Below are 20,594 nucleotides of genomic sequence, written 5' to 3'. Positions count from 1 at the left end.
CTTTCATAGTCCGCTTTATTCCGAGGTGTCACCAAGAATCGGCAGCTGGAGCCACGAGGCGCCTCCACTGGCATCCACCGCCACTGTGGCAATCTGCAGCGCATCCGGCCCTTGGCGTGCGGCTTCCAGCAGCGGAATGCCGTTGGGGTGGCGAAGCAGCAGCGGGTATGCGCTGCCGCTCAGCTCCAGCCGGAGCATTGAACCGACCGGGAGCTCGGCGGCCAGCGGCCGCATCCGGATCGTCGCCGTCTCCCAGCCGCTGATGCCGCCGGATGCGCCGATCTCCGTGCGCCCTACGGACAGAAACCTCGCTTCGCCCGCTGGTGTGACCTCCGTGAGGATGGCCGTAAGGTCGGTAGGACCGTCCATCACCTGGCAGGAGACGGTTACTTCCGGGGCGCCGAGGATCCGCAGCGGCGCGCCGACAGGCTCCCCGGTATACACCAGGATTTCGAAGCGGTCCTGCTGGGCGCTCCGGTCCTGCGGCAGCACCGAGCGAAGCGGCATCGGCAGGCGCGCGTCGTAGACAAACACGTCCGCCGCCCGGCCGGGCTCCGCGCCTGCGCTCGCAGAGAGCCGACCGCCGCCGGAGGCCCCGTTCGCAGGCAGCTGTGTTCCGGTTAAATACCACCGGCTGTCACCCTCCACTCCGGCTGGATACGCTTCGGCTTCGACCCAGACGCCGCTGCCGGCTTCATAATAACGGACCGGCTGCCGCTCCTTCAGGGCTGATCCGCCTTCGCCTTTCAGCCAATAGTCGAACCAGGCCAGCTGTTCCAGGTGGATATCGCCGTCCGCCTTCGGTCCGTAGTCCGTTCCGCCTGCTTTGCGGCCCCACGGAATATGCGTCCATGGCCCGACCACCAAACGGTGGAAGCAGTCCGGCCTGCTCTCCTGTGCTTGCAGTGCATTGTAAGACTGCAGCGTACCTTCCAGCAGAAAATCGTACCAGCCCGCGATATGCAGCGCCGGAACCGGCTGTTCCTTGAAGGCGTCCAGCCAGTTCAGCCGGGACCAATACTCATCATACGCGGGATGGCCCAACCAATCGAAATAAGCGGGGAGGTAAGCTTCGAGCAGCGGGTGCCCCTGCGCCAATGGCAGTTGGGCCAGCACACCGGAAGGATCGCTCATCATGCGGGAGCACGCCGCTTCGGCTTCCGCGTCTCCCTTACTTCTCGCCGTATCCCTGGCCAGCTGATAGGCCCAGGGCAGGCAGCTCTGCAGATCGAAGCTGCCAAATGTGTACATCCAGCCGTGGTACAGGTCGGCCGCAGTCATCGCAGGCGCGATGGCAGCCAAATGCGGCGGATGCTGCGAAGCGGCAGCCCACTGCGTCGCTCCCTGGTAGGAAAAGCCGTACATGCCGACCTTTCCGCTGGCCCCTTCCAACCCGGCGGCCCATTCGACCGTGTCGTAGCCGTCTTCGGCCTCGCTCAAGAATGGCGTGAACTCTCCCTCCGAATCCCCGCGCCCCCGTACGTCCTGAATGACGACGATATACCCCCGCGCCGCATACCAAACGGGATGGGCGTATGTAACCGTTGAGGCGATTTTCCGGCCGTACGGCTGCCGCATCAGCAGTACCGGGTATGTTCCTTCCTCCGCCGGACGGTAAACGTCGGCATACAGCGTGATGCCGTCCCGCATGACGCAGGCTGCTTTCCTCTCCACTTTCACATGTCCGAATTCCACGGCTGTCCCCCCAGTGCGATCCTGTTTTTTCGTTAGATGTTACATTTTATAACAGACAATACAGGAGTCTACAACGGTTCAGAAGGCATCTTTGTGACGAAGCACAATAAATAGGCCGATGTTTGGACATCGGCCACAAGAAACCCGTTAACTATGTCATATTTCATAACTTCTTTATGAGATGGAGAACTACCAGCCGATCGCCGCTCCGTCGGAGCGGGGGTCCGAGCCCCCGATCCGAAAACCGTGAGCGTCCAGAAGGATCGCCTGCGCATGCCCGGTCAAGGCATCCCAGTCGCCGATCTTTCGAACCTCATGCCCCATGGCGGCCAGCCCGCCGAGCACCTGCTCCCCCACCCTGGCTTCCATCTTCAGTTCCGTGGAGGCTTCGCCCCATGTCCTTCCCCACACCCAGCGAGGTTCGTTAATCGCTTCCTGAGGGTCCATTCGGTAATCGACGATCCGGGTCAGAAGCGCCGTCTGCGTCTGCGGCTGTCCTTCTCCTCCCATCGAGCCGTAGAGCAAATAAGGCTTCTCGTCCTTGAGCGCAAGGGCAGGCATCAGGGTATGAAAAGTCCGTTTCCGCGGTTCAAGCCGGTTGGCGGAAGACTCGTCCAGGGAGAAAAACGAGCCGCGGTTCTGCAGCAGAATGCCCGTTTCCCCAGCGGTCACGCCCGATCCAAATTCAAAGTACAGGCTTTGGATAAAAGAAACGGCGTTGCCGTCCCCGTCCACCACGGCGGCATACGCCGTATCGCTGCCGAGCGGTTCGGCGGTGAGCGGAGCGGCCGAATCGCGGCTTATGCGTCCCGCCAATTCCCTGCAGTAGCCCTTATCCAGAAAGCGATCCACCGGAATATTTCGGAAATCCGGATCGGTGAGCTCAAGGTTGCGGTCGCGAAAAGCCAGCTTCACCGCCTCGACCAGTACGTGGTAAAATGCTACCGAACCGTGCGGAATACTGTTAAAATCAAAATGTTCGAGCATTTGGGCGATCACGATGCCCGTAAATCCTTGCGAATTCGGAGGAAGCTGATACAGCTCCAGATCGCGATAGGAACCGGTGAGCGGGGTAACCCAATTGCCCTCATGATCGGCGAAATCGTCCGCCAGCAGCAGCCCGCCGGACTTCCGGATGTATGACGTGATGTCCCGGGCTAATCCGCCCCGGTAAAATTCGTCCCGGCCATTCGACGCGATCCGGCGCAAACTTTGGGCCAAACCGCTTTGGATCCAGCGGGTGCCTGCCGGCGGGACACCGCCGCCTCGCAAATACGCTGCAGCCGTATAGGGATTTGCTGCCAGCACCCCGGCGCACAGCTTCGTATTGGCGTACTGGCTGCGGGATACCGGATAGCCCGCTCCGGCGTAGGCAATTGCCGGTTCGAGGACGTCCCCAAGCGGCAGGGTACCATACTCCCGCAGAATGGCGTTCCAGCTGTCCACCATGCCTGGCACGGTCAGTACGCTGCGGATCCCCCGCGTCGGGATGGCCTGCTCGCCGGCATATGCCTCCGGCGATGCCTTGTACCCCGAGCGGCCGCTTCCGTTGTAACCCCGGACTGCACCCTCTCCGGGACTGTACAACAACCAGAATGAGTCGCCGCCCAGCCCGGTCATATGCGGATACACGACCGCCAGGGTACTGCTGACGGCAACCGCAGCGTCGAAAGCATTCCCGCCCCTTTCCAGTATTCGGGCACCCGCGGCCGATGCCAGTGCATGGGGGCTGACCACCATCGTTTTCGTGCCGATTGAAGCCTGCCTCATCACTCATCCCTCCTGCATCCTTAAATTGTTAACTAAATTAACATGCAGCAGGATTTTTTGGCAATAACTACTTTTCATCCGGAAGGAAAACCGTTATAGTGTAAATTTAAATAACATCAATGCCGCACGGATGATCACCAGCTTCGGAAACGGTCCAACTCCCTTTCCCACGATGCCAGAGCTTTGCCTGTAGAATGCGACCCTCGCATACTACCCGAATCCGAGATGAAATATCAGAATAGTTGACAGACAAGGAAGGAAGTGCATCATGCTGAAAACATACGCAGAATTATCCCTCGCCATGTTCCGGACCGGAATTCTCGGGTATGGCGGCGGTCCGTCGACCGTCCCCCTCATCCGGCACGAGGCCGTCTCCCGGTACAGGTGGATGGCTGATGAGGAATTCGGGGAGGTGCTGGCCATCGCCAACACGCTGCCCGGTCCGATCGCGACCAAGTTGGCCGCCTATCTCGGCTACCGCCTGAAAGGAACGCTCGGTGCGCTGGTCGGGCTGCTCGCCCATATTCTACCCACTGCGGTTGCGATGATCGCCCTAGTCTCTTTCATTGACGTATTCAGTTCGTCCCGCATCATCCATGGCATGATCGAAGCGGTCGTTCCGGTCGTGGCCGTCATGCTGGGTCAAATGTGTTACGAGTTCGGCGAAAAGGCAGTCAAAGGCCTTGGCAAATATATGGCGCTCGCCTGCGGGGTCATCGCGTTTGTCCTGCTGGAGTGGGTGCAGCTGCACCCGGCGATCCTGATTGCGATCGCGCTTGCCTATGGCTCGGTATACTTTAAAGTTATGGGCAAGCTGAAAGAAACCCGCAAGCGGAAGGAGGAACGCCGCCATGGAGACATGGATTGAACTCCTCATCGGCTTCTTTCTAGCCAACGTATTCGGCTATGGCGGCGGCCCCTCCTCCATCCCGCTCATGTACCGGGAGATCGTGCCGCATTACCACTGGCTGTCGGGCGCCGAATTTTCCAACATGCTCGCTCTCGGCAATTCGCTCCCCGGACCGATCGCGACGAAGATCGCCGCTTACGTGGGCTATGATGCTGCCGGATGGATGGGGGTGCTTGCCGCCGAAGCAGCCACCGTCGTGCCGTCCGCCGTCGCCCTGATCGTATTGATGCGAATTTTGCAGAAATACAAGCAGTCCCAGGCCGTCAAGGGCATGACGCTGCTCGTGCAGCCTGTCATCGCCGTCATGATGCTGCAGCTCACCATTCAAAGCTCCAAAGAGTCGATACTCTCCATCGGCTGGATCCAATTCGGCGCTATCGCCCTCATCTCGTACTGGCTGATGCAGCGCCGCAAAGTTCATCCCGCGCTCGTCATCGTTGGCGCTTTTGTTTACGGAGGCATCTTTCTGGGAAGATAGTCCTCCCCTCCGTAGCCCTGAGCGAACCCGGACCACCGTCCGATTCTATCCCCTGTTGCAGTAACCGCCTTTCCCGATGATTGAATTCAATCCGGTACAGCCCTTTCCCAAGGGCTTACCTTGTACGTTTCGGGTTTCGACAGAGTTCAGTTGTGAAAGGATGATGACTGTATGTATTTGACCATCGAAGATGCACTCACCATTTACCCGCTTTCTGAAGGTAAACTGACCGCAGGCCGCAGCGGTTTGAACCGTATCGTCAAATCGGTCAACGTGATGGATGCACCAGATATTTCGGACTGGGTCCGGGAAGGGGATATCTTGTTCACGACGGCTTATTTGATCAAGGACAATCCCGCGGATGGAGTCCGCCTGCTGCAGAAGCTGGTTGACAAAGGGGCGGCGGGAATCGGGATCAAGCTTGGACGGTTCTGGGCTTCGGTACCCGACGAAATGCTGCAGGAAGCAGACCGCCTCGGTTTTCCCCTCATCGAGCTTCCCTTTCCGTTTACATTCTCGGATCAAATGAAAGGCTTGTTCAATGCCGAACTGCAAAAGAATACGCTCCTCCTGCAAAACGTCCTGGACAAACAAAAGGAGCTCATCCGCTTCGCCCTATCCCCTGTTGATACGGGCCGCCTGTTTGACCGGATCCGCGAGATTCTCGGCGTGCCTCTTGCCGTCACCGGCATGCGCGGCCAAACGCTTTTCAGCACCCTGACCACAGACGAAATGCAGCTGCTCAAAAAACGTCAGCTCAAAGATACGCCGCAGTGGCTCCGCTGCGAGCAGGGAAGACTGCTGTGCGTGCCCCTGAAAAGCCCCGGCCAGGAGCATGATTTTAACAGCCGGGCGATTTTCCGGCTTCCTCCCGGCATTCCGATGAAGGAGGAAGAAGGGCTGTACCACCAGGCGGCCGAAATTATCGGCTACCATTTGAACGCGGTCGAACGCAACGATCTCACCCAATCGACCCAGAACGAATTTGCGGCTATGCTGAAAAACTACCTCAAGCAGCAAGTCTCCGCCGAAGCGCTCGTTGCCTGTGCTTCCAGCCACGGCATCCCTTTCGGCAGCGATTCTTTCCAATGCGTGCTTACCACATGTGATCCCGAATACACCGGCCGGGCCGACCATCTGCTCAAGAGCGTCAAGCAGGAATTCCATTATCATCCGATGCTCAAGGATTTATCCCCTTTGCATTTTCAACTCGAAGACACCATTCTCTCGATCTTTCCTTCTGAGCTCCCGCGAAGCTCCGGCAAGCTGCCTCAGCTGTTGACACGTGTCTTTTTCGAGCTTGCCGCCAAAGCCGGCAGGCATCTGCGCATGACGGTGAGCCATATCAAAACCCGGCCCGATCAGTTGGAAGCGGCTTACCGTGAATGCCAGAACGCCCGCGACACGGCCGCCCGGCTCAACCTGGACGCTTTTGTCGTCGAGTTTGCCAACGTGGAAATCTCTTATATTTTCCAATCCGTCCCGGTTCATAAAATGCGGCAGTTCGTCGAAATGGCATTGGCCCCGCTTCAGGACCGAGCCCCAGACTCCGCCCAAGAGCTGCTGCGAACGCTGGAGCTGTATATGGCGAACAACGGACAGATCCACGAAACCGCCAAGCAGCTGTTTATACACCGCAACACCGCCGCCTACCGGCTCGAGAAAATCAGTGAGCTGCTCCAGGTCGACTTCAAGGATTATCACCACCTGCTGCGGCTAAAATTGGTCCTGATGTTCCGGGATATGCTGCGGACGTAAACGGAAGCAGGACGGTCAGAATGTCCAGCTGTCCCACAAGCAAGCACATTATAAATTCGCAACAAAGCATCCCCTTTGACCGGCCGCTCCGGTCAGGAGGATGCTTTTGCGATAAGGCGGTAAATGTCAGGAGCAAGCCGCCTTTTTTTCCGGTATAGATCCGCAGAAATGATGGATCAGGTAGGTATGGTCTAGATATGTATTGCTCACGGTTTCCTATTGTGAATTTTTCATATGTTGATTTTTTAATACGTTTAATCCGGTTAGTCCTCAGTGCTCGTTGCGTTCATGCGTCGGATCAAGCGGCTGAGCACGTTCCCCGTTGTTTCGTATTCTTCCTTTGTGATCGGTGCCAAAGAATCATGACCGTTGTAGCCGCCAGCAAATAAACCGGAGTGTATATGCAGGAAAAAGGCAAGCGTATGAAATACGCTCGCCCCTTTAATCTGTATTTATTGTGAATTTTTCATATATTGCTATATTAACACCTTAGTCGGCTTTGATCACTCGCAGCTGCTTGTTTCTAATCTATTCCTGTTTCGTATCCTGAAAGTTATCGAAGTCATGCCTCACCGCTCATCCGCTTCCAATCGAAGTCGATTGCCTGCAGGAAGGCTCGTGCGATCAGCATGTGGCCGGTCAGGCTCGGGTGCACCCGGTCCGATGCGATTGCAGTAGGGTGCACGTAGCCCAACATCGGCTCAAACACCGCTTGCGTGTCCACGAATAGCGCACCGACGCGCTCGGCAACCCTGCGGGCCGCCCGGCCGTACTCATCCATCCGCCGTCTCATCCCGTCCTCGGCGCTGCGTTCGATATAAAACGGAGTCATGATGACAAGCCCTTTCAAACGAGGGCGAACCTGCTCCGCCAATTCGGTCAAAGTGTGCTCATACTCTTCCAACAGCACATGCGATTCCGGAATCGCCGGCTGGTCGAACTGCCGCCACACGTCGTTGATGCCGATCATAATGGACAGCCAATCCGGCTTCAGATCCAGTACGTCCGTCTGCCACCTTTCTTTCAAATCCCTGACCGTGTTGCCGCCGATTCCCATGTTCGTGACCCGCAGGTTCAGCTCCGGATACGCCGTCTGAAGCAGGGTGTCCACGAGCGACACATACCCTTTGCCTACGCCTTGAAACAACCCTTCCCCGTAAGGGAATTTACGCTCGCAGTCCGTAATCGAATCGCCGATCATGACCAGGCGCTGTCCTTTGTCCATCTTCATCTTCGCGCTTCCTCCCATCTTTTGTTCCTTTTACTCCCTCTTCTACGCATCAAGCAGCACAAGCCGAATCGTTTTCACTTCAAAAGGGCGGAAGTCCAGCTTGAGCTTCCCTTCAGCAACCGGCAGATCGGCCGTCACGTCCTCCAGCATATTGGTTTCGTACGCTGTTTTGACGGGGAGGTCAAAGGTCAATCCGCATGATACGGTGGCACCTTTGCATTCATAGGCCCGGATGATCCAGTCTCCCGATCCGTCTTCGGCAAGCTTGACCGTCTCCGTAATTACGCTGGCTTGATCCGTTTGCAGGAAAGACTTATGACCCACCTGGTTTCCGCCGTGCACGAGGCTTACCGGATAGTTGAGCTCATACGCTTCCTGAACGACGGGACTGTCCAGAAATGACCCGTTCCATACAAAGAATCCATACGTAAACTTGTGCGTTCCCTGATCCGACGTTTCGTCCGGATGCGTCGGCGAACGAAGCAGCGTCAAGCTCATCGTGTTGTCCTGCACGGCGATCCCGTACTTGCAATCGTTCAGCAGCGCAAAGCTGCGGTTCGTCTCCGCAAGCACCGCCCACTTATGATGGCATACTTCGAATTGGTCGGCATCGTGGGGCCTGGAAGCATGATTTGGCCGTTTGACGTAACCGAACTGAATTTCCTGTAACGATTCGTTCGCATGGACACGTACAGGAAAATCGACCCGCAGCATTTTGTTCTTCTCATGCCAATGTACCGTCGTATGAAACTCAACGCGGCGGCTGCCGGCCCGGATCCGGATATCCTGGATTAATTGGGATCGATGAAGCATGCGCTCAACGCGGATATTGGCAAACAAAGGCCCATCCGCGGTGACATAGACTTCGGCCTTCTCATCCAATACGACCGGAGCTGCCTGATAGCCGCGGTCGATTTCCCACGCATCGAATGCCGACGGCTGATCGCGGTACATCTTCATGGCGTTGCAATGTCCCGCCGTCCATTCCGTTCCGGTTTCCTTGTCCAGGATGCTAACGATCTCGCCGTATTCATTTATCCCAATGGCTAAGTATTCGTTCTCAAGATGCGACTTCGTAGCGGTTAGGACGGCTTGTCCCGGCGCTTCCGGCGTTACATCAGCCGCAGCAACCGTATATGCCGCCCATCCCGCAGACGGCGTCTCGACTTCGGCGTAACATTTGCCGTCATGCCGCTGCACAGGGAGCGTTTTTCCGTCCCGGTCCGCGATACCTTCTACGCCTTCGGGCAGGGCAACCAGCTCTTTTCTTACCCAGGAGAGCGAGTTAAACACCGTAACACCGGAACGTCCGCTACCCGCAAGCACCTCTCTTGCGCGGGAAGCCATCGCATCGACGAGCCCCTTCAATTCCGTCAGCTCTGCCTGCGCTTCCTCATGAACGCGGTGAATGGACGTGCCCGGCAAAATATCATGGAACTGATGCAGCAGCAGCTTCTTCCACAACCGGTCCATCTCCTCGTACGGATAGGCCCGGCGCTGAAGCAGGCTGGCTGCGGCACCCCACATTTCAGCCTCATGAAGCCCAACCTCCGCCTTCCGGTTTAGCCGCTTGATCTGAGCCTGCGTCGTATAGGTTCCCCGGTGCGCCGGATAGTAGAGCTCCCCGACATATTTGGCGTCCGGAACGCCTCTTTCGATCTGATCTTCAAAATAGTCGATCGGCGATCCGTGCGCCGTACGCGGCACCCCCTCCAAATTTCCTAGCCGGCGGAGGAATTCCAAGTCGTCCCGGTTCGCCCCGCCGCCGCCGTCTCCGTGGCCGAACTGTACGAGTCTTGTCGCAATGCCGTCCTTCTGCACCCGATCATTCCATTGCCGGATAAGAAACGACGGATTGACCCGAATCGGAAAATCGCCATAATCCAGCAGATGGGTCAGCACCTGCGAGCCGTCGATCCCTTCCCAAAGAAAGGTATTGTACGGAAACGGGTCCGACACGTTCTCGTACGTCTGGAACATTTTCACGGAAGCAAAGTACCGGAGCCCGCAGCCCTTCATTATTTGCGGCATGTTGCCGGAGTATCCGAACACGTCGGGAAGCCACAGCATTTCATTTTCCTTGCCGAACTCCTCCTTGAAGAAACGCTTGCCGTGCAGTATTTGCCGGATCAGGCTCTCCCCGCCGGGCAGATTCGTATCGGATTCCACCCACATGCCGCCTTCCGGAATGATCCGCCCTTCCTTCACCGCTTGTTGGATGCGTGCGTACAACTCGGGATACAGGTCCTTGGCAAGCCGGAACAAGTACGGCTGGCTCTGGACGTAGCGGTAATCGGGATATTCCTCCATGAGGGCAAGCTGATTAGACATCGTCCGGGCGATTTTCCGCTTCGTTTCCTCCATCGGCCACAACCAGGCGATATCGAGATGGGACTGCCCCATGAGGTACAGCAAGGGCGCCGTCGATCCGTTTACGCATTCCAGGAGCGGCGCCATCCGCTGTCGGCATTGCTTAACGTTTGCCGTCAGCGCATCCTTCGCAAGCCCCCAGTCGATCGTCCGGACGACCTCCGTTAAACCGCGGTCGATTTCCGCCGCGCGCAGCGAATCCGGATCGATATGATTTCGGACCTGAACCAAACATTCCAAATCGATATAAAATTGATAGATTTCCTCTTCAAAAAGGCAAAGCTGCGATTCGCCAAACACCGGCTGGATGCCCGAATGACCGGCATACGCCTCGGCAGCCACTTCAAACCGCTCGCCCGCCTTAGCGCTGCGTGTCAACGTCACGTCATGGTGCTGAAGATCCAGCGCGCCCCGTACGATTCCGTTCACGTAGACCGTCGCCTCTGAGCCGAAATCAGCCCGGATGACCAAGCGTTTGCCCTCGGCTTCCATGGGGACGGCAACCGTTGAGCGAAGCCATGCGTACGTCCAGTCTCCGCCCCACCGGTCGCCCGGCTCGATCGCCTCAAATCGTTTACTCTCTATTTCATCGCAGGATAGCCGCTCCTTCGTGACAAAGCAGGTAAAATCGACCGGCGAGACCACGGTATAAATGTGACGGTCTTTATCCTTCAGCAGCTTCTCAACATGGTATAGAATCTCTTTTCTCTTATCCAAATGACGGATCACATCCTATGAATTGATCTGGGTTGCAGCGGATGCCGCTGTACCGGAGCGTGGCGAGAACATACTGCAGCGACAGGTTCACACGAGAGGACGGCTGGATCACATCCGCCCAGGATCCAAGGGGCATATGCCCCTTAATCCTGCCGTGGCATCCGTCCACAAAATACGATGTTACCGCCCGCTCCATCGGACTTATCTGCCTCCCGCACCGATTCCGGCAGCGGAAAATACTTGATCGAACCCGGCTTTGGAGCGGCGAATCAGCTGTTCCGGTGTGTCTTCCGGCATGGCCGGCGTCAGCACTTCCTGCGATACGATACCGCCATATCCGATGCGCTGCAGCCCTCTTATAAAGCCCTCCAGGTCGATGACGCCTTCCCCAGGGTACAGACGCCCGTTATCCAGCACGGCCTCGACCGGCAGATCCGGTGCGTCGTTGATATGCACGTGAACGATCTGCTGCGGCTGCAGCCGCTCGATGTCGTCTATGGAGAGACCGTTCGTATACCAATGATACGCATCCAGCAGCAGGCCGACATTCGGCTCGCCGATCGCTTCGACCCAGTCCAGCGTCTCTTCCATCGTCCAGATAAAAGGGTACTTCCACGCCGTCCGCAGATGATGCGGACCGACGAATTCCAGTCCGAGCCTGATGCCATAGGCGCCGAGAATTTGGGCGCAGATGCGCAGGCGCCGGGTGGCGACCGCCATGAAGTGCGCCGGTTTGGCGTCGGTCGATGGCAGAATGTACGTGCAGCAGCGCGTACATCCCAGCGCCCGGGCCGCGGCAGCCGCTTCCGTCAGGCCGGGCAGCCCGGCGAGGAACTCATCCTCGCCCGCCCTCCATTCCACAGGCAGGCCGATCGCGCCGATGACGACTCCGTGCCGCTCAAGCTTAGCCGCAGCCCCCTCTGTTCCCAGCCGCTCGATCAATCCCCGGGCATCGATGTCAACCGCTTGAAAACCGCCCTCACCCGCCAATTCGATGAACCTCTCTTCACTTTCGACGGCTCCCAAGCCGGCAAGCGTCAATCCCTTCAGCATGTGATATTCCTCCTCACTGTTGTTTTAAAAAAATCTCCATCCCATTGCAATCTGCCAGAGCAGCCCGGCACTCTATGAACCACTCGTTCCCTGGACCAGCGTCAGCCCAAGCTTCGGATTGGCCAAGTCGAGCTTATACATGACCTGATTGTAGTTATAACGCGGCGTCGGGACATGATTGGTGAACGTATTCGTATACGTGCCCTCGAAGTAGATGATCCGGCCGCCCTCCTTATTGAAAAACTTATGCTGGGCCACATTATAAAAAGTATAGTTGTTATGCGTGACGATCTTTTTGGCCGTGGTCCAAGGACCTTGAGGCGCCGGAGCTTCCGCGTACCAGATTTCTCCGAGCACGGAGGACTTGCCTTGCGTCTGCTGCCCGATCATCACGTAACGCTGCCGGTAATCGTTCCATTCGATGGAGCTAGAAGCGATTTGAACCTCATCGCCGGTATCGGCGTCTTTTAATTGAAAGTAGGTTCGATCGTCCGCCCGGATCAGCCCGGCATTGATCAGTTCCTTCTCCTGAACCTGGGTGAGCGGCGGGGTGTTCTTTTTCCAGCCCCATACGAGCTGGCCGTCCGCGCCGCGTTCAAGGGACGTTTGAGCCCCGTTGTAAGTCGTTCCCGGCGTCAGGCACGTAAACGACTCGTATTGGCTATAGTCGGTGATGGCATCATAGCTTGCCGCCACGCGCAGGTTCGGCATCCGGTGTTCGGTAAAGAGCCAGTAGCCTTTGCCGTCCTCCTCGTAATAAGCCGCCTGGCCGCCCGGATGGCGCCAATCGTCTTTGGAAGGGAACTGGACGACCTGCTCGAACTCCTTCTTCTCGTCGTTAAAGGCAAGAATGCCGAAGGCGCTGAGCTCGGGATTGTGCGTGCTGTAACCGGCGAGCAGACGTTCCTGCCCGCTGCCGTCTTTGGCGGTCATCAAGCCGAACACCCAGGCGATGCCGGCACCGTCAGGCAGCTGGGGAACCAGGCTTTTCACGAAACCGTCCTCTTTCGTAAAGTAATCCAAATCGATGCCGGTATCGGGATCGAGACCGCCCTTTTCCGGCAGCTTCGATGTGGCACCCGTCACACGGAAGTTCCCGAGGGGATAAGCAGGTCTGTCCGTATCACCCCAGAACCAGTACAGCCGATTGCGGTACTTTATCGTTTGGACGGAGTCCTGGCCCATCACGAGCCCGTTCAGGAGCGGCTCCTTGACCGGCGGCTTCTGGCCAAGCAGGACGCTGTCCCGGTAGATGCCCTGGCCGGTGACCCGGTATAACCGCTCAGCAATGTTGACCCGGTCCATTTTCAGCGTCACGCTTCCGCCGGGCGTCACTTCAACAGCCTGGCCGCGGTAACCGAACATGTCTGTCGGCACCTCATAGCCGTCGCTCGACATATGGAAAAAGACCGTTTGATCCATCAAGCCCGGCTCATTGAAAGCCACAACACCGGCGCTGTCCGTATAGTACAAAATATTGTTCGTCGTCTTCAGCTCGACCAGCGGAATCCCCCGACCCGTCTGCGCATCCACGACTTTGATCATAAACGGCTTCTGAACCACTTTCTTAGCGCTGCTTACATCCGGCATGGCGCTATTCCCTTCCGCCTGAGCCGCCATCGCGGCGCCCGGCGCCGTCATGACCGTCAGCATGACACAGGTCCAGATGCCTGCGCTTTTCCAAGGCTTCCATTTCATTTCGTTTACCTCCTGGGCGGAGTGCCCTATTGGGATCGGCGAATAATGTCCGCTTCCGCATCAGCCGTCACTTGCGGTTCTGAACTGGCTCAAGACCAAGCCGCGGATCGTCAAGATTCAGCTTGTACATGACCTGGTTGTAGTTGTAGCGCGGTGTTGGAGTATGGTCTGTATACGTATTCGTATAGGTCGCCTCGAAGTAAATGACGCGTCCGCCGTCTTTGAAGAAGAACTTGTGCTGGGCCGGGTTATAGAAGGTATAGTTGTTATGCGTAATGATCTTCTTCGCCGTCGTCCAGGGGCCTTGGGGCGAGTCTGCTTCCGCGTACCACATTTCCCCTAACACTGACGTTTTGCCAAACAGCTGCTGTCCGATCATGACGTAGCGCTGCCGGTAATCGTTCCATTCGACGGAGCTTTGGGAGAGCGAAACCTCTTCGCCGGTATCGGCATCTTTCAGCTGATAGTAGCGTGGGTCGTCCGCCTTGATCAGGCCAAACCCGATCAATTCTTTTTCTTGATCCTGGGTCAGCACCGGGGTGTTCTTCTTCCAGCCCCATACCAGCTTGCCGTTCTGGTCGCGTTCAAGGGACGTATTCGCGCCGTCGTAAGCCGCTCCCGGCGTCAGGCACGTAAACGACTCGTATTGGGTATAGTCGGTGATAGCGTCGTAGCTGGCGGCCACACGTAGGTTCGGAATCCGATGCTCGGTAAACAGCCAGTAGCCCTTGCCGTTCTCCTCGTAATAGGTCGCCTGACCTCCCGGATGGCGCCAATCGTCCTTGGAAGGGAACTGGACAGCCTGTTCAAACTGCTCCGTCTGATCGTTGAAGACCAGGATGCCGCGCGCAACGATGTCAGGATTTAGCGTCGTGTAACCCGTTAGCAGACGCTCTTTTCCCGTGCTGTCCTTTGCCGTCATCAGACCGAAAATCCACGCCATGTTTCCTCCGTCGGGAAGCGTCGGCACCATGCTCTTGGCAAATCCGTCCTCTTTGGTAAAATACTTCAGATTCACGCCGACATCCGGGTCAAGCCCGCCGTTTTGCGGCAGCTCCGACGTAGCGCCCGTCGTGCGGAAATTTCCCAGCGGATAGGCCGGTCTGTCCGTATCGCCCCAGAACCAGTACAGCTTCCCGTTGTATTCGATCGTCTGCACGGAATCCTGGCCCATAATCAGACCGTTGATGACCGGCTGTTGAATCGGCGTATTCAAACCGAGCAGCTGACTGTCACGGTAAATGCCCTGGCCGGTCACCCGGTACAGCCGTTCGGCGATGTTGACCCGGTTCATCTGCAGCGTAACGCTGCCGCCAGGCGTAACTTCGACCGCCTGCCCGCGGTTGCCAAACATGTCGGCGGGAATTTCGTAGCCGTCGCTGGACATATGGAAGAAGACCGTCGTATCCATCAACCCCGGTTCGTCAAATGCCACGACGCCCGCACTGTCCGTATAATACAAAATGTTATTCGTCGTCTTCAGCTCAACCAGCGGAATGCCCCGGCCCGTCTCGGCATCCACGACCTTGATCATGAACGGCTCCTGTACCGTTTTCAACGTGCTGCCTGCTTTTTGCTCGGCGCTGCTTCCTGCAGCCTGGGCCGGCGTAACGCCCGGTGCCATCGTGACTAACAGTATCGCGGCGCAGGTCCATGCACCCGCCTGCTTCCACATTTTCATCTTCAATACCATCTCGGCTTCCTCCCGACTTCTTGTCGATTTGTCATTGGTGGAATGGTCTCGATGCTGTTCGTTAAGACGTTTTGGACAGGACTCTTTGGGCCGCATCGTTGTAAATTTTCAACACTTTGTCGATATCGCCCATTTTTTTAACCTGATCGATAAATTTCGGCCAGTTGTCAAAGCTCTGCTTCCCGGCGACAAACTTTGCCTGCTCTTCCGTAACAAACGTTTTGATCGGATTCATGATCTCGGATATTTCCTGGCTTTCGTCCGGTGTGAACTGGATGGCCGGCTCGCTGTACCACGAAGGTACATAATCGTTGTTCGGCATTGGCAGACTTGTCAGATAAGGCGACTTTTCAAGCGGGACTTCCTCATACTTGCCGTTAAATACGGTATAATCCGTTGCGGCAAAATCTACGAATGCTCTGGCATCGTTGACCATTTGCAAACCCGGGTTATAATTTTTGCTTGCCCGGATGCCGTACTTATCCCCTTCCAGCCATGGATCCTTCGCCGTTTTAAACGAATCCATAAAGGTCGGATTGCCGTCTTCTCCGATTTTGTAGGTCGTTCCTTCGATTCCCCAAGTCACGAGCCTGATGTTTTCGTCGGAATACTGTAAATCGATCAGCTTGATTAATTCTTCCGGATTTTTGGCTTTGGAGCTGATGCAGAACGTGGCCCAGCCCAGGTCCGGGGTATTTCCGTTCGTCGCTTCCTGCCAAGCCTTTCCGTACTTCGGATTGTCCGGGTACAGCGAAACTGCAAATATTTTGCCGTCATCCGCATTTCTCGTGTAATCTCCCGGCTCCGTAAACCACTGGGTCAGCCACATGAAAGTATCGCCATTCATCGCCTTCTTCCGGATCGTGTCGTCCGTATCGATCGTGTACTCGGGATCCAGCAGCTGCTCCGAATACAGCTTGTTCGCGAACTGAAGGGCGTCATTATATCCTTCATTAAAAATGCCGTACACGTATTTGCTGCCATCCCAGTAAATGTCGTCCTTGATGTGGTTCGCGGAGAAGAGCGATCTCAAACTGTTCCACTTCGTATCCACCGGGTACTTATCGGGATACAGCTGTTTCAGCTTTTTGGCCGCGTCATAAAATTCATCCAGCGTTTCCGGAATTTTGATGTTGTTCGCTTTGAATACATCGTATCTGTAAGCGGATACGTTTTGAATCAGCAAGCCTTTATCCTCCGGAAATCTAGGCGTCGAAGTTTCCTTGAAAGAATACATTTTCCCTTCGGAATTGGTCACACGCGACATGCCGTTCTTCACCTTGCTGAGATAGTTCATATAGTTGGGCATTAAATCCTTATACTGGCTGAGCTCAAGAATTTGGCCTTGTTCAGCCATGTCCGTGATGTCGTAAAATAATGGCGTGACGAAAAAATCCGTCAAATCGTCGCTCGCAATCATGAGCTTTACTTTTTCGTCATATTCCGATGACGGAATATAATTAAACTTGATATTCAGTTTTTTGCCCAGCTTGGCTTCCATCTGCTTCTTCCATTCCTTGCCGATCATGCTGTTCTCGTTGTCCACCCCGCTCGACGGAAGCGTTACGGAAAAAGATAACGTGTCGCCATCCGCAGAATCCTTGGAAGTCTCGTCGGACTTGGAGCAGGCCGTGACGGAAAAGGCCAGCATGCAAGCCAGGATCAGGCTGAGCATTTTTGCTTTTTTAACCATCCCAATTCCTCCTTGAAATTTGATTATTTTAATATGGCGTAAAAGAATTTTTCCTCTTACATCCATGTTGAACATATGTTGTCAGCCCTTAATCGCTCCCACTAATACGCCCTTCGTAAAGTGCTTTTGAAAGAATGGGTAAATCGCCATAATAGGGAACATCGTAATGATGATCACGCTCATTCGGATCGCCTTCGGATCAAGTGAGGATCCCGAAGAATTGATGGCCACGTTACCGGCGCCTACCCTGCCTTGGATCGCGTTGGTATCCAGCGCAAACAAATAGTTTCGCAGAATCATTTGCAGCGGATACTTATCCTGATCCTTAAGATAGATGAGCGCTTCAAACCAGCTGTTCCAGCTTCCTACCAAACCAAACAAGGCAAATGTCGCAAGCAGTGCCTTCGACAACGGCAGGACGATCCGGAACAGGACGACGACATCGTTGGCTCCATCCATGACCGCCGATTCTTTCAGCTCTGCCGGCACATTCGAAAAGAAGGTCCGGAACAAAAACACATTGTAAGCTCCAACCGCGCCGGGAAGGATCATGACCCAAACGGTGTCAAGCAGATGCAGACTGCGCATGAGCAGGTAAGTAGGAATTAAGCCCCCGCTGAAAAACATCGTGATCATCAGAAAGATAGTGATAAATTTCTTTCCCGCAAATCCGGGAATGGTCAGCGGATAAGCCAGCAGCGAAGTAAACAGCAGCATAATACCGGTAGAACCTACCGCGTAAAGGATGGAATTCAGGTACCCCTTATAAATGAGCGAGTCTTTAAATACGTCTGCGTAAGCCTGTACGGTAAAGCCTTTCGGCCAAATCGTAACGCTTCCCGATGCGATGTACTTCCCGCTGCTGAAGGAGGTAGCGATAATATTCAGAATGGGGTACAGCACAACGACAAGGATCAACAGCATGATGAAAATATTAAAGGCGTCAAACACTCTGGAACCGAAACTGATTTTTCTCAAGATTATCCCCCCTAAAACAAACTCGTCTCCGAGACTTTGCGGCTGACCCAATTGGAAATGTACAAAATGACAAAGGAGATGACCGACATAAATAATCCGATGGCCGTGGTGTACTCGTATCTAGCGCCGAGGATCCCCTGACGGTAAACATACGATCCTATGACGTCAGCCACGCTGTAAGTTTCAGGCGAATACAGCAGAATAATTTTCTGAAAATCGGATCCGAGAATTCCGCCCAAGGCGAAAATCAGCAGGATGATCGTTGTCGTTTTGATCGAGGGCCAGGTAATGTGCACGATCTTTTTCCATCGGCTCGCTCCGTCCACTTCCGCCACATCGTAATAGGTCGGATCGATCCCGCTCAAAGCGGCAAGGTAAATGATCGTTCCAAAGCCAACTCCCTGCCATATGCCGGAAGAGATGAAGATCGTCCGGAAATAACCCGGCTCCAGCAGAAACATGATCGGGGTGCCGCCAAAGTATGTAATGATTTGGTTGAAGAGGCCGTCTCTGGCCGTAAAGTCCTTCAGCATCCCCGCAACGATCACCACTGAAATAAAATGAGGAAAGTACGAAACGGTCTGGACGAATTTTTTAAAATGCTTGTTCCTCAGCTCGTTAAATAACAAGGCGAGGATAATAGGTGCGGGAAACGACCACAGCAGCGTATACAGACCTAAAAGCAGCGTGTTTTTTAACACACGGAAAGCCATCGGGTCATGAAAAAACGTGGTGAAATATTTAAAGCCGACCCAAGGGCTTCCCATAATCCCCTTTGATGCGTTGTAATCCTTGAAGGCGATGGTGATTCCATACATCGGAAAGTAGCTGAAGACCAGCACCGTGATCATACCGGGCAACACCATCAGGTACAGATATCGGTGTTTCCACAGTTTGGACCATCGCTTTTTATTGGTTGCCGCCAACATAAACACCCCTTTTCTAGTTACTTCAAGTCATCGTTTGAACTCCGGCCGTTCTTCACCGAAAAACACATCGGATACGCCCGCATGTGAAAGCGCATTCAATACTTGCTGTTAAATACCTTCTCCCCGGGATCGAAACGCTTTCAAACAGGCGTGCAAGCTTAAATCTCCGCAACGGTTAAGACGGTTAGACAAAACTTAAACGTATACATCAAGCAGATAAAACCATATGCATTTTCCCCGGAGTTGTTATGCTAAGCGAAGGATAACACATACTAATTTGGTCGTCAATATATAGATTTATGATTTTAACACAACGTTGTTAGTATACTATCCGTTCACAACGGCGCAGATTGGATATTTCAAGATAAAATCAACAATTTTCAAGATATATCGCGTAGATAACCTATCTGCTCGATCCGGATTTATACAATAAAGTTGAGTTAGACCGCATCACTTGGTATACTATTTAACAAACAACGCGTTATAAGTAAGTATATGTCCATATAAGAGGTGACCCTGCATGAGCAAGAACGATACAACATTGCCTAAGTACCAGCTGGTGAAAGATTATGTACTGTCGCAAATCGAGAATAACGAGCTTGGCAAGGATGACCGGATTCCGAGCGAATCGGAGTTCTCCAAGCTGCTGGATGTCAGCTCCATTACGGTAAGGAAAGCATTGGCGGAGCTCGTCAATGAAGGCGTTATCTACCGGATCAGGGGAAAAGGCAGCTTTGTCGCCAATCCGGCGGAGTCTGTTAATCAAACGTCCAATTACGTGACCTTTATCATTTCCGGCAATGATATGTACGACAGTTCGTATATGAAGATTATCAAAGGCGTGCAATCCTTTCTGAACCAGCAGGGATGCAAACTTATCATTGAATTTGTGGAAAATGATGTCGAACAGGAGCGGGAGCTGATCCTGAAGCTGATCCAGTCCGAGAACCGCGGGCTGCTGATTTATTCCGCCAATCCCGACGCGGCAAGGGAGTACCTCAACGAAATCCGGAAGAAGTCGATCCCGTTCGTCATGCTCGACCGCTTTCCTGCCGGTTATCCGGTCAACTGCATTACATGCAATAACCATGACGGCGCTTATGAGGCTGTTGCGTATTTAATCGCCCAGGGCCACCGGAAGATCGGTTTCGCCGCCTATGATTTTCATCTGAGCACCGAGGTCGAACGGTACAACGGATACCGCCATGCCATGGCAGACGCCTCGCTCGGGCCGGATGACGATGTCTTGTTTCTTCAGCGGGAATTAGATTATGCGAAGCTGCTGCGGCAAATTCAGAGAGGCGAGCTCACCGCCCTGTTTTGCGTCAACGACAGACGCGCGCTCGAAGTGATCGGGCAGCTTACGCAGCAAGGGGTCAGCATTCCGGAGCAAATATCGATCATGGGATTCGATGACGTAGAAAGCTCGAAATATGCCAAAGTATCGTTGAGCACCGTCAATCAGCCCTTCGAGATGCTGGGCTATGAAGGGGCAAAACTGCTGTTTGAGAGCAGCAAAGACATGTCCGGCGGATCCAAAAAAATATTGCTGTCCACGGAGCTCGTCATCCGCGAGTCGATCCGGTCCAACGTAGAGCCATGACGCTCTGCTTTTCTATTA

The 20,594-nt window shown here is 54.8% G+C and carries 15 protein-coding genes; 4 read left to right on the top strand and 11 right to left on the bottom strand.

Going from position 1 to position 20,594, the window contains the following annotated elements:
• Positions 1-15 precede the first annotated feature (15 nt).
• Both C7820_RS04590 and ggt read right to left on the bottom strand, forming a co-directional pair.
• Positions 16-1,695, bottom strand: a complete 1,680-nt coding sequence (locus C7820_RS04590) for a CocE/NonD family hydrolase (RefSeq protein WP_116229933.1) — start codon at positions 1,693-1,695, stop codon at positions 16-18.
• Between the two features lie 189 nt (positions 1,696-1,884).
• Complete coding sequence (gene ggt / locus C7820_RS04585) at positions 1,885-3,465, bottom strand: gamma-glutamyltransferase (protein ID WP_116229932.1); 1,581 nt, start codon at positions 3,463-3,465, stop codon at positions 1,885-1,887.
• Between the two features lie 268 nt (positions 3,466-3,733).
• Here ggt and chrB point away from each other — a divergent pair, with 268 nt between their 5' ends.
• The 3 genes from chrB (at position 3,734) to C7820_RS04570 (ending at position 6,611) form a co-directional block, all read left to right on the top strand.
• Entirely contained in the window at positions 3,734-4,333 is a 600-nt protein-coding gene (chrB, locus tag C7820_RS04580) for a chromate efflux transporter ChrB (RefSeq protein ID WP_116229931.1), read from the top strand.
• Positions 4,317-4,853, top strand: coding sequence for a chromate efflux transporter ChrA (gene chrA / locus C7820_RS04575; protein ID WP_076171446.1), 537 nt, complete (start codon positions 4,317-4,319; stop codon positions 4,851-4,853). The genes chrB and chrA overlap by 17 nt, the downstream gene beginning before the upstream one ends.
• Positions 4,854-5,024: 171 nt before the next feature.
• Positions 5,025-6,611: a PucR family transcriptional regulator gene (locus tag C7820_RS04570; protein ID WP_116229930.1), complete on the top strand. Its 1,587-nt coding sequence runs from the start codon at positions 5,025-5,027 to the stop codon at positions 6,609-6,611.
• Positions 6,612-7,173: 562 nt separating this feature from the next.
• Here the strand turns inward: C7820_RS04570 and C7820_RS04565 are convergent.
• From C7820_RS04565 to C7820_RS04525, 9 genes are all read right to left on the bottom strand, one after another.
• Positions 7,174-7,842 carry an SGNH/GDSL hydrolase family protein gene (locus C7820_RS04565; RefSeq protein ID WP_116229929.1) on the bottom strand — a complete coding sequence of 223 codons (669 nt, stop codon included), beginning with the start codon at positions 7,840-7,842 and terminating at the stop codon, positions 7,174-7,176.
• Positions 7,843-7,884: 42 nt separating this feature from the next.
• The gene (locus C7820_RS04560) at positions 7,885-10,929 is read right to left on the bottom strand and encodes an alpha-mannosidase (RefSeq protein WP_116229928.1); all 3,045 of its coding nucleotides are present in this window, start codon (positions 10,927-10,929) and stop codon (positions 7,885-7,887) included.
• A complete protein-coding gene (locus C7820_RS04555; RefSeq protein ID WP_116229927.1) occupies positions 10,922-11,125 on the bottom strand; it encodes a hypothetical protein in 204 nt (67 codons plus the stop codon). The genes C7820_RS04560 and C7820_RS04555 overlap by 8 nt, the downstream gene beginning before the upstream one ends.
• Positions 11,126-11,130: 5 nt before the next feature.
• A complete protein-coding gene (locus C7820_RS04550) occupies positions 11,131-11,982 on the bottom strand; it encodes a sugar phosphate isomerase/epimerase family protein (protein ID WP_116229926.1) in 852 nt (283 codons plus the stop codon).
• A gap of 72 nt (positions 11,983-12,054) precedes the next feature.
• Entirely contained in the window at positions 12,055-13,680 is a 1,626-nt protein-coding gene (locus tag C7820_RS04545; RefSeq protein WP_116229925.1) for a hypothetical protein, read from the bottom strand.
• Positions 13,681-13,747: 67 nt separating this feature from the next.
• Positions 13,748-15,373, bottom strand: a complete 1,626-nt coding sequence (locus C7820_RS04540; protein ID WP_258875115.1) for a DUF4185 domain-containing protein — start codon at positions 15,371-15,373, stop codon at positions 13,748-13,750.
• 61 nt (positions 15,374-15,434) lie between these two features.
• A complete protein-coding gene (locus C7820_RS04535) occupies positions 15,435-17,066 on the bottom strand; it encodes an extracellular solute-binding protein (protein WP_116229924.1) in 1,632 nt (543 codons plus the stop codon).
• Between the two features lie 81 nt (positions 17,067-17,147).
• The gene (locus C7820_RS04530; RefSeq protein ID WP_089547852.1) at positions 17,148-18,044 is read right to left on the bottom strand and encodes a carbohydrate ABC transporter permease; all 897 of its coding nucleotides are present in this window, start codon (positions 18,042-18,044) and stop codon (positions 17,148-17,150) included.
• Between the two features lie 11 nt (positions 18,045-18,055).
• The gene (locus C7820_RS04525) at positions 18,056-18,973 is read right to left on the bottom strand and encodes an ABC transporter permease (RefSeq protein WP_397334093.1); all 918 of its coding nucleotides are present in this window, start codon (positions 18,971-18,973) and stop codon (positions 18,056-18,058) included.
• 520 nt (positions 18,974-19,493) lie between these two features.
• Here C7820_RS04525 and C7820_RS04520 point away from each other — a divergent pair.
• The gene (locus C7820_RS04520) at positions 19,494-20,576 is read left to right on the top strand and encodes a GntR family transcriptional regulator (RefSeq protein WP_116229922.1); all 1,083 of its coding nucleotides are present in this window, start codon (positions 19,494-19,496) and stop codon (positions 20,574-20,576) included.
• Positions 20,577-20,594: the final 18 nt, after the last annotated feature.

This window comes from Paenibacillus sp. VMFN-D1 (assembly GCF_003386155.1).
In the GTDB taxonomy this organism is placed as follows: domain Bacteria; phylum Bacillota; class Bacilli; order Paenibacillales; family Paenibacillaceae; genus Paenibacillus_AQ; species Paenibacillus_AQ favisporus.
This window is presented reverse-complemented; position numbering and strand designations above follow the sequence as displayed.

Excerpts from the sequence above, each read along its gene's own strand:
- ggt (WP_116229932.1), bottom strand. The coding sequence starts at position 3,465 with ATGAGGCAGGCTTCAATCGGCACGAAAACGATGGTGGTCAGCCCCCAT.
- chrB (WP_116229931.1), top strand. The coding sequence starts at position 3,734 with ATGCTGAAAACATACGCAGAATTATCCCTCGCCATGTTCCGGACCGGA.
- chrA (WP_076171446.1), top strand. The coding sequence starts at position 4,317 with ATGGAGACATGGATTGAACTCCTCATCGGCTTCTTTCTAGCCAACGTA.
- C7820_RS04570 (WP_116229930.1), top strand. The coding sequence starts at position 5,025 with ATGTATTTGACCATCGAAGATGCACTCACCATTTACCCGCTTTCTGAA.
- C7820_RS04565 (WP_116229929.1), bottom strand. The coding sequence starts at position 7,842 with ATGAAGATGGACAAAGGACAGCGCCTGGTCATGATCGGCGATTCGATT.
- C7820_RS04555 (WP_116229927.1), bottom strand. The coding sequence starts at position 11,125 with ATGGAGCGGGCGGTAACATCGTATTTTGTGGACGGATGCCACGGCAGG.
- C7820_RS04550 (WP_116229926.1), bottom strand. The coding sequence starts at position 11,982 with ATGCTGAAGGGATTGACGCTTGCCGGCTTGGGAGCCGTCGAAAGTGAA.
- C7820_RS04545 (WP_116229925.1), bottom strand. The coding sequence starts at position 13,680 with ATGAAATGGAAGCCTTGGAAAAGCGCAGGCATCTGGACCTGTGTCATG.
- C7820_RS04540 (WP_258875115.1), bottom strand. The coding sequence starts at position 15,373 with ATGGTATTGAAGATGAAAATGTGGAAGCAGGCGGGTGCATGGACCTGC.
- C7820_RS04535 (WP_116229924.1), bottom strand. The coding sequence starts at position 17,066 with ATGGTTAAAAAAGCAAAAATGCTCAGCCTGATCCTGGCTTGCATGCTG.
- C7820_RS04525 (WP_397334093.1), bottom strand. The coding sequence starts at position 18,973 with ATGTTGGCGGCAACCAATAAAAAGCGATGGTCCAAACTGTGGAAACAC.
- C7820_RS04520 (WP_116229922.1), top strand. The coding sequence starts at position 19,494 with ATGAGCAAGAACGATACAACATTGCCTAAGTACCAGCTGGTGAAAGAT.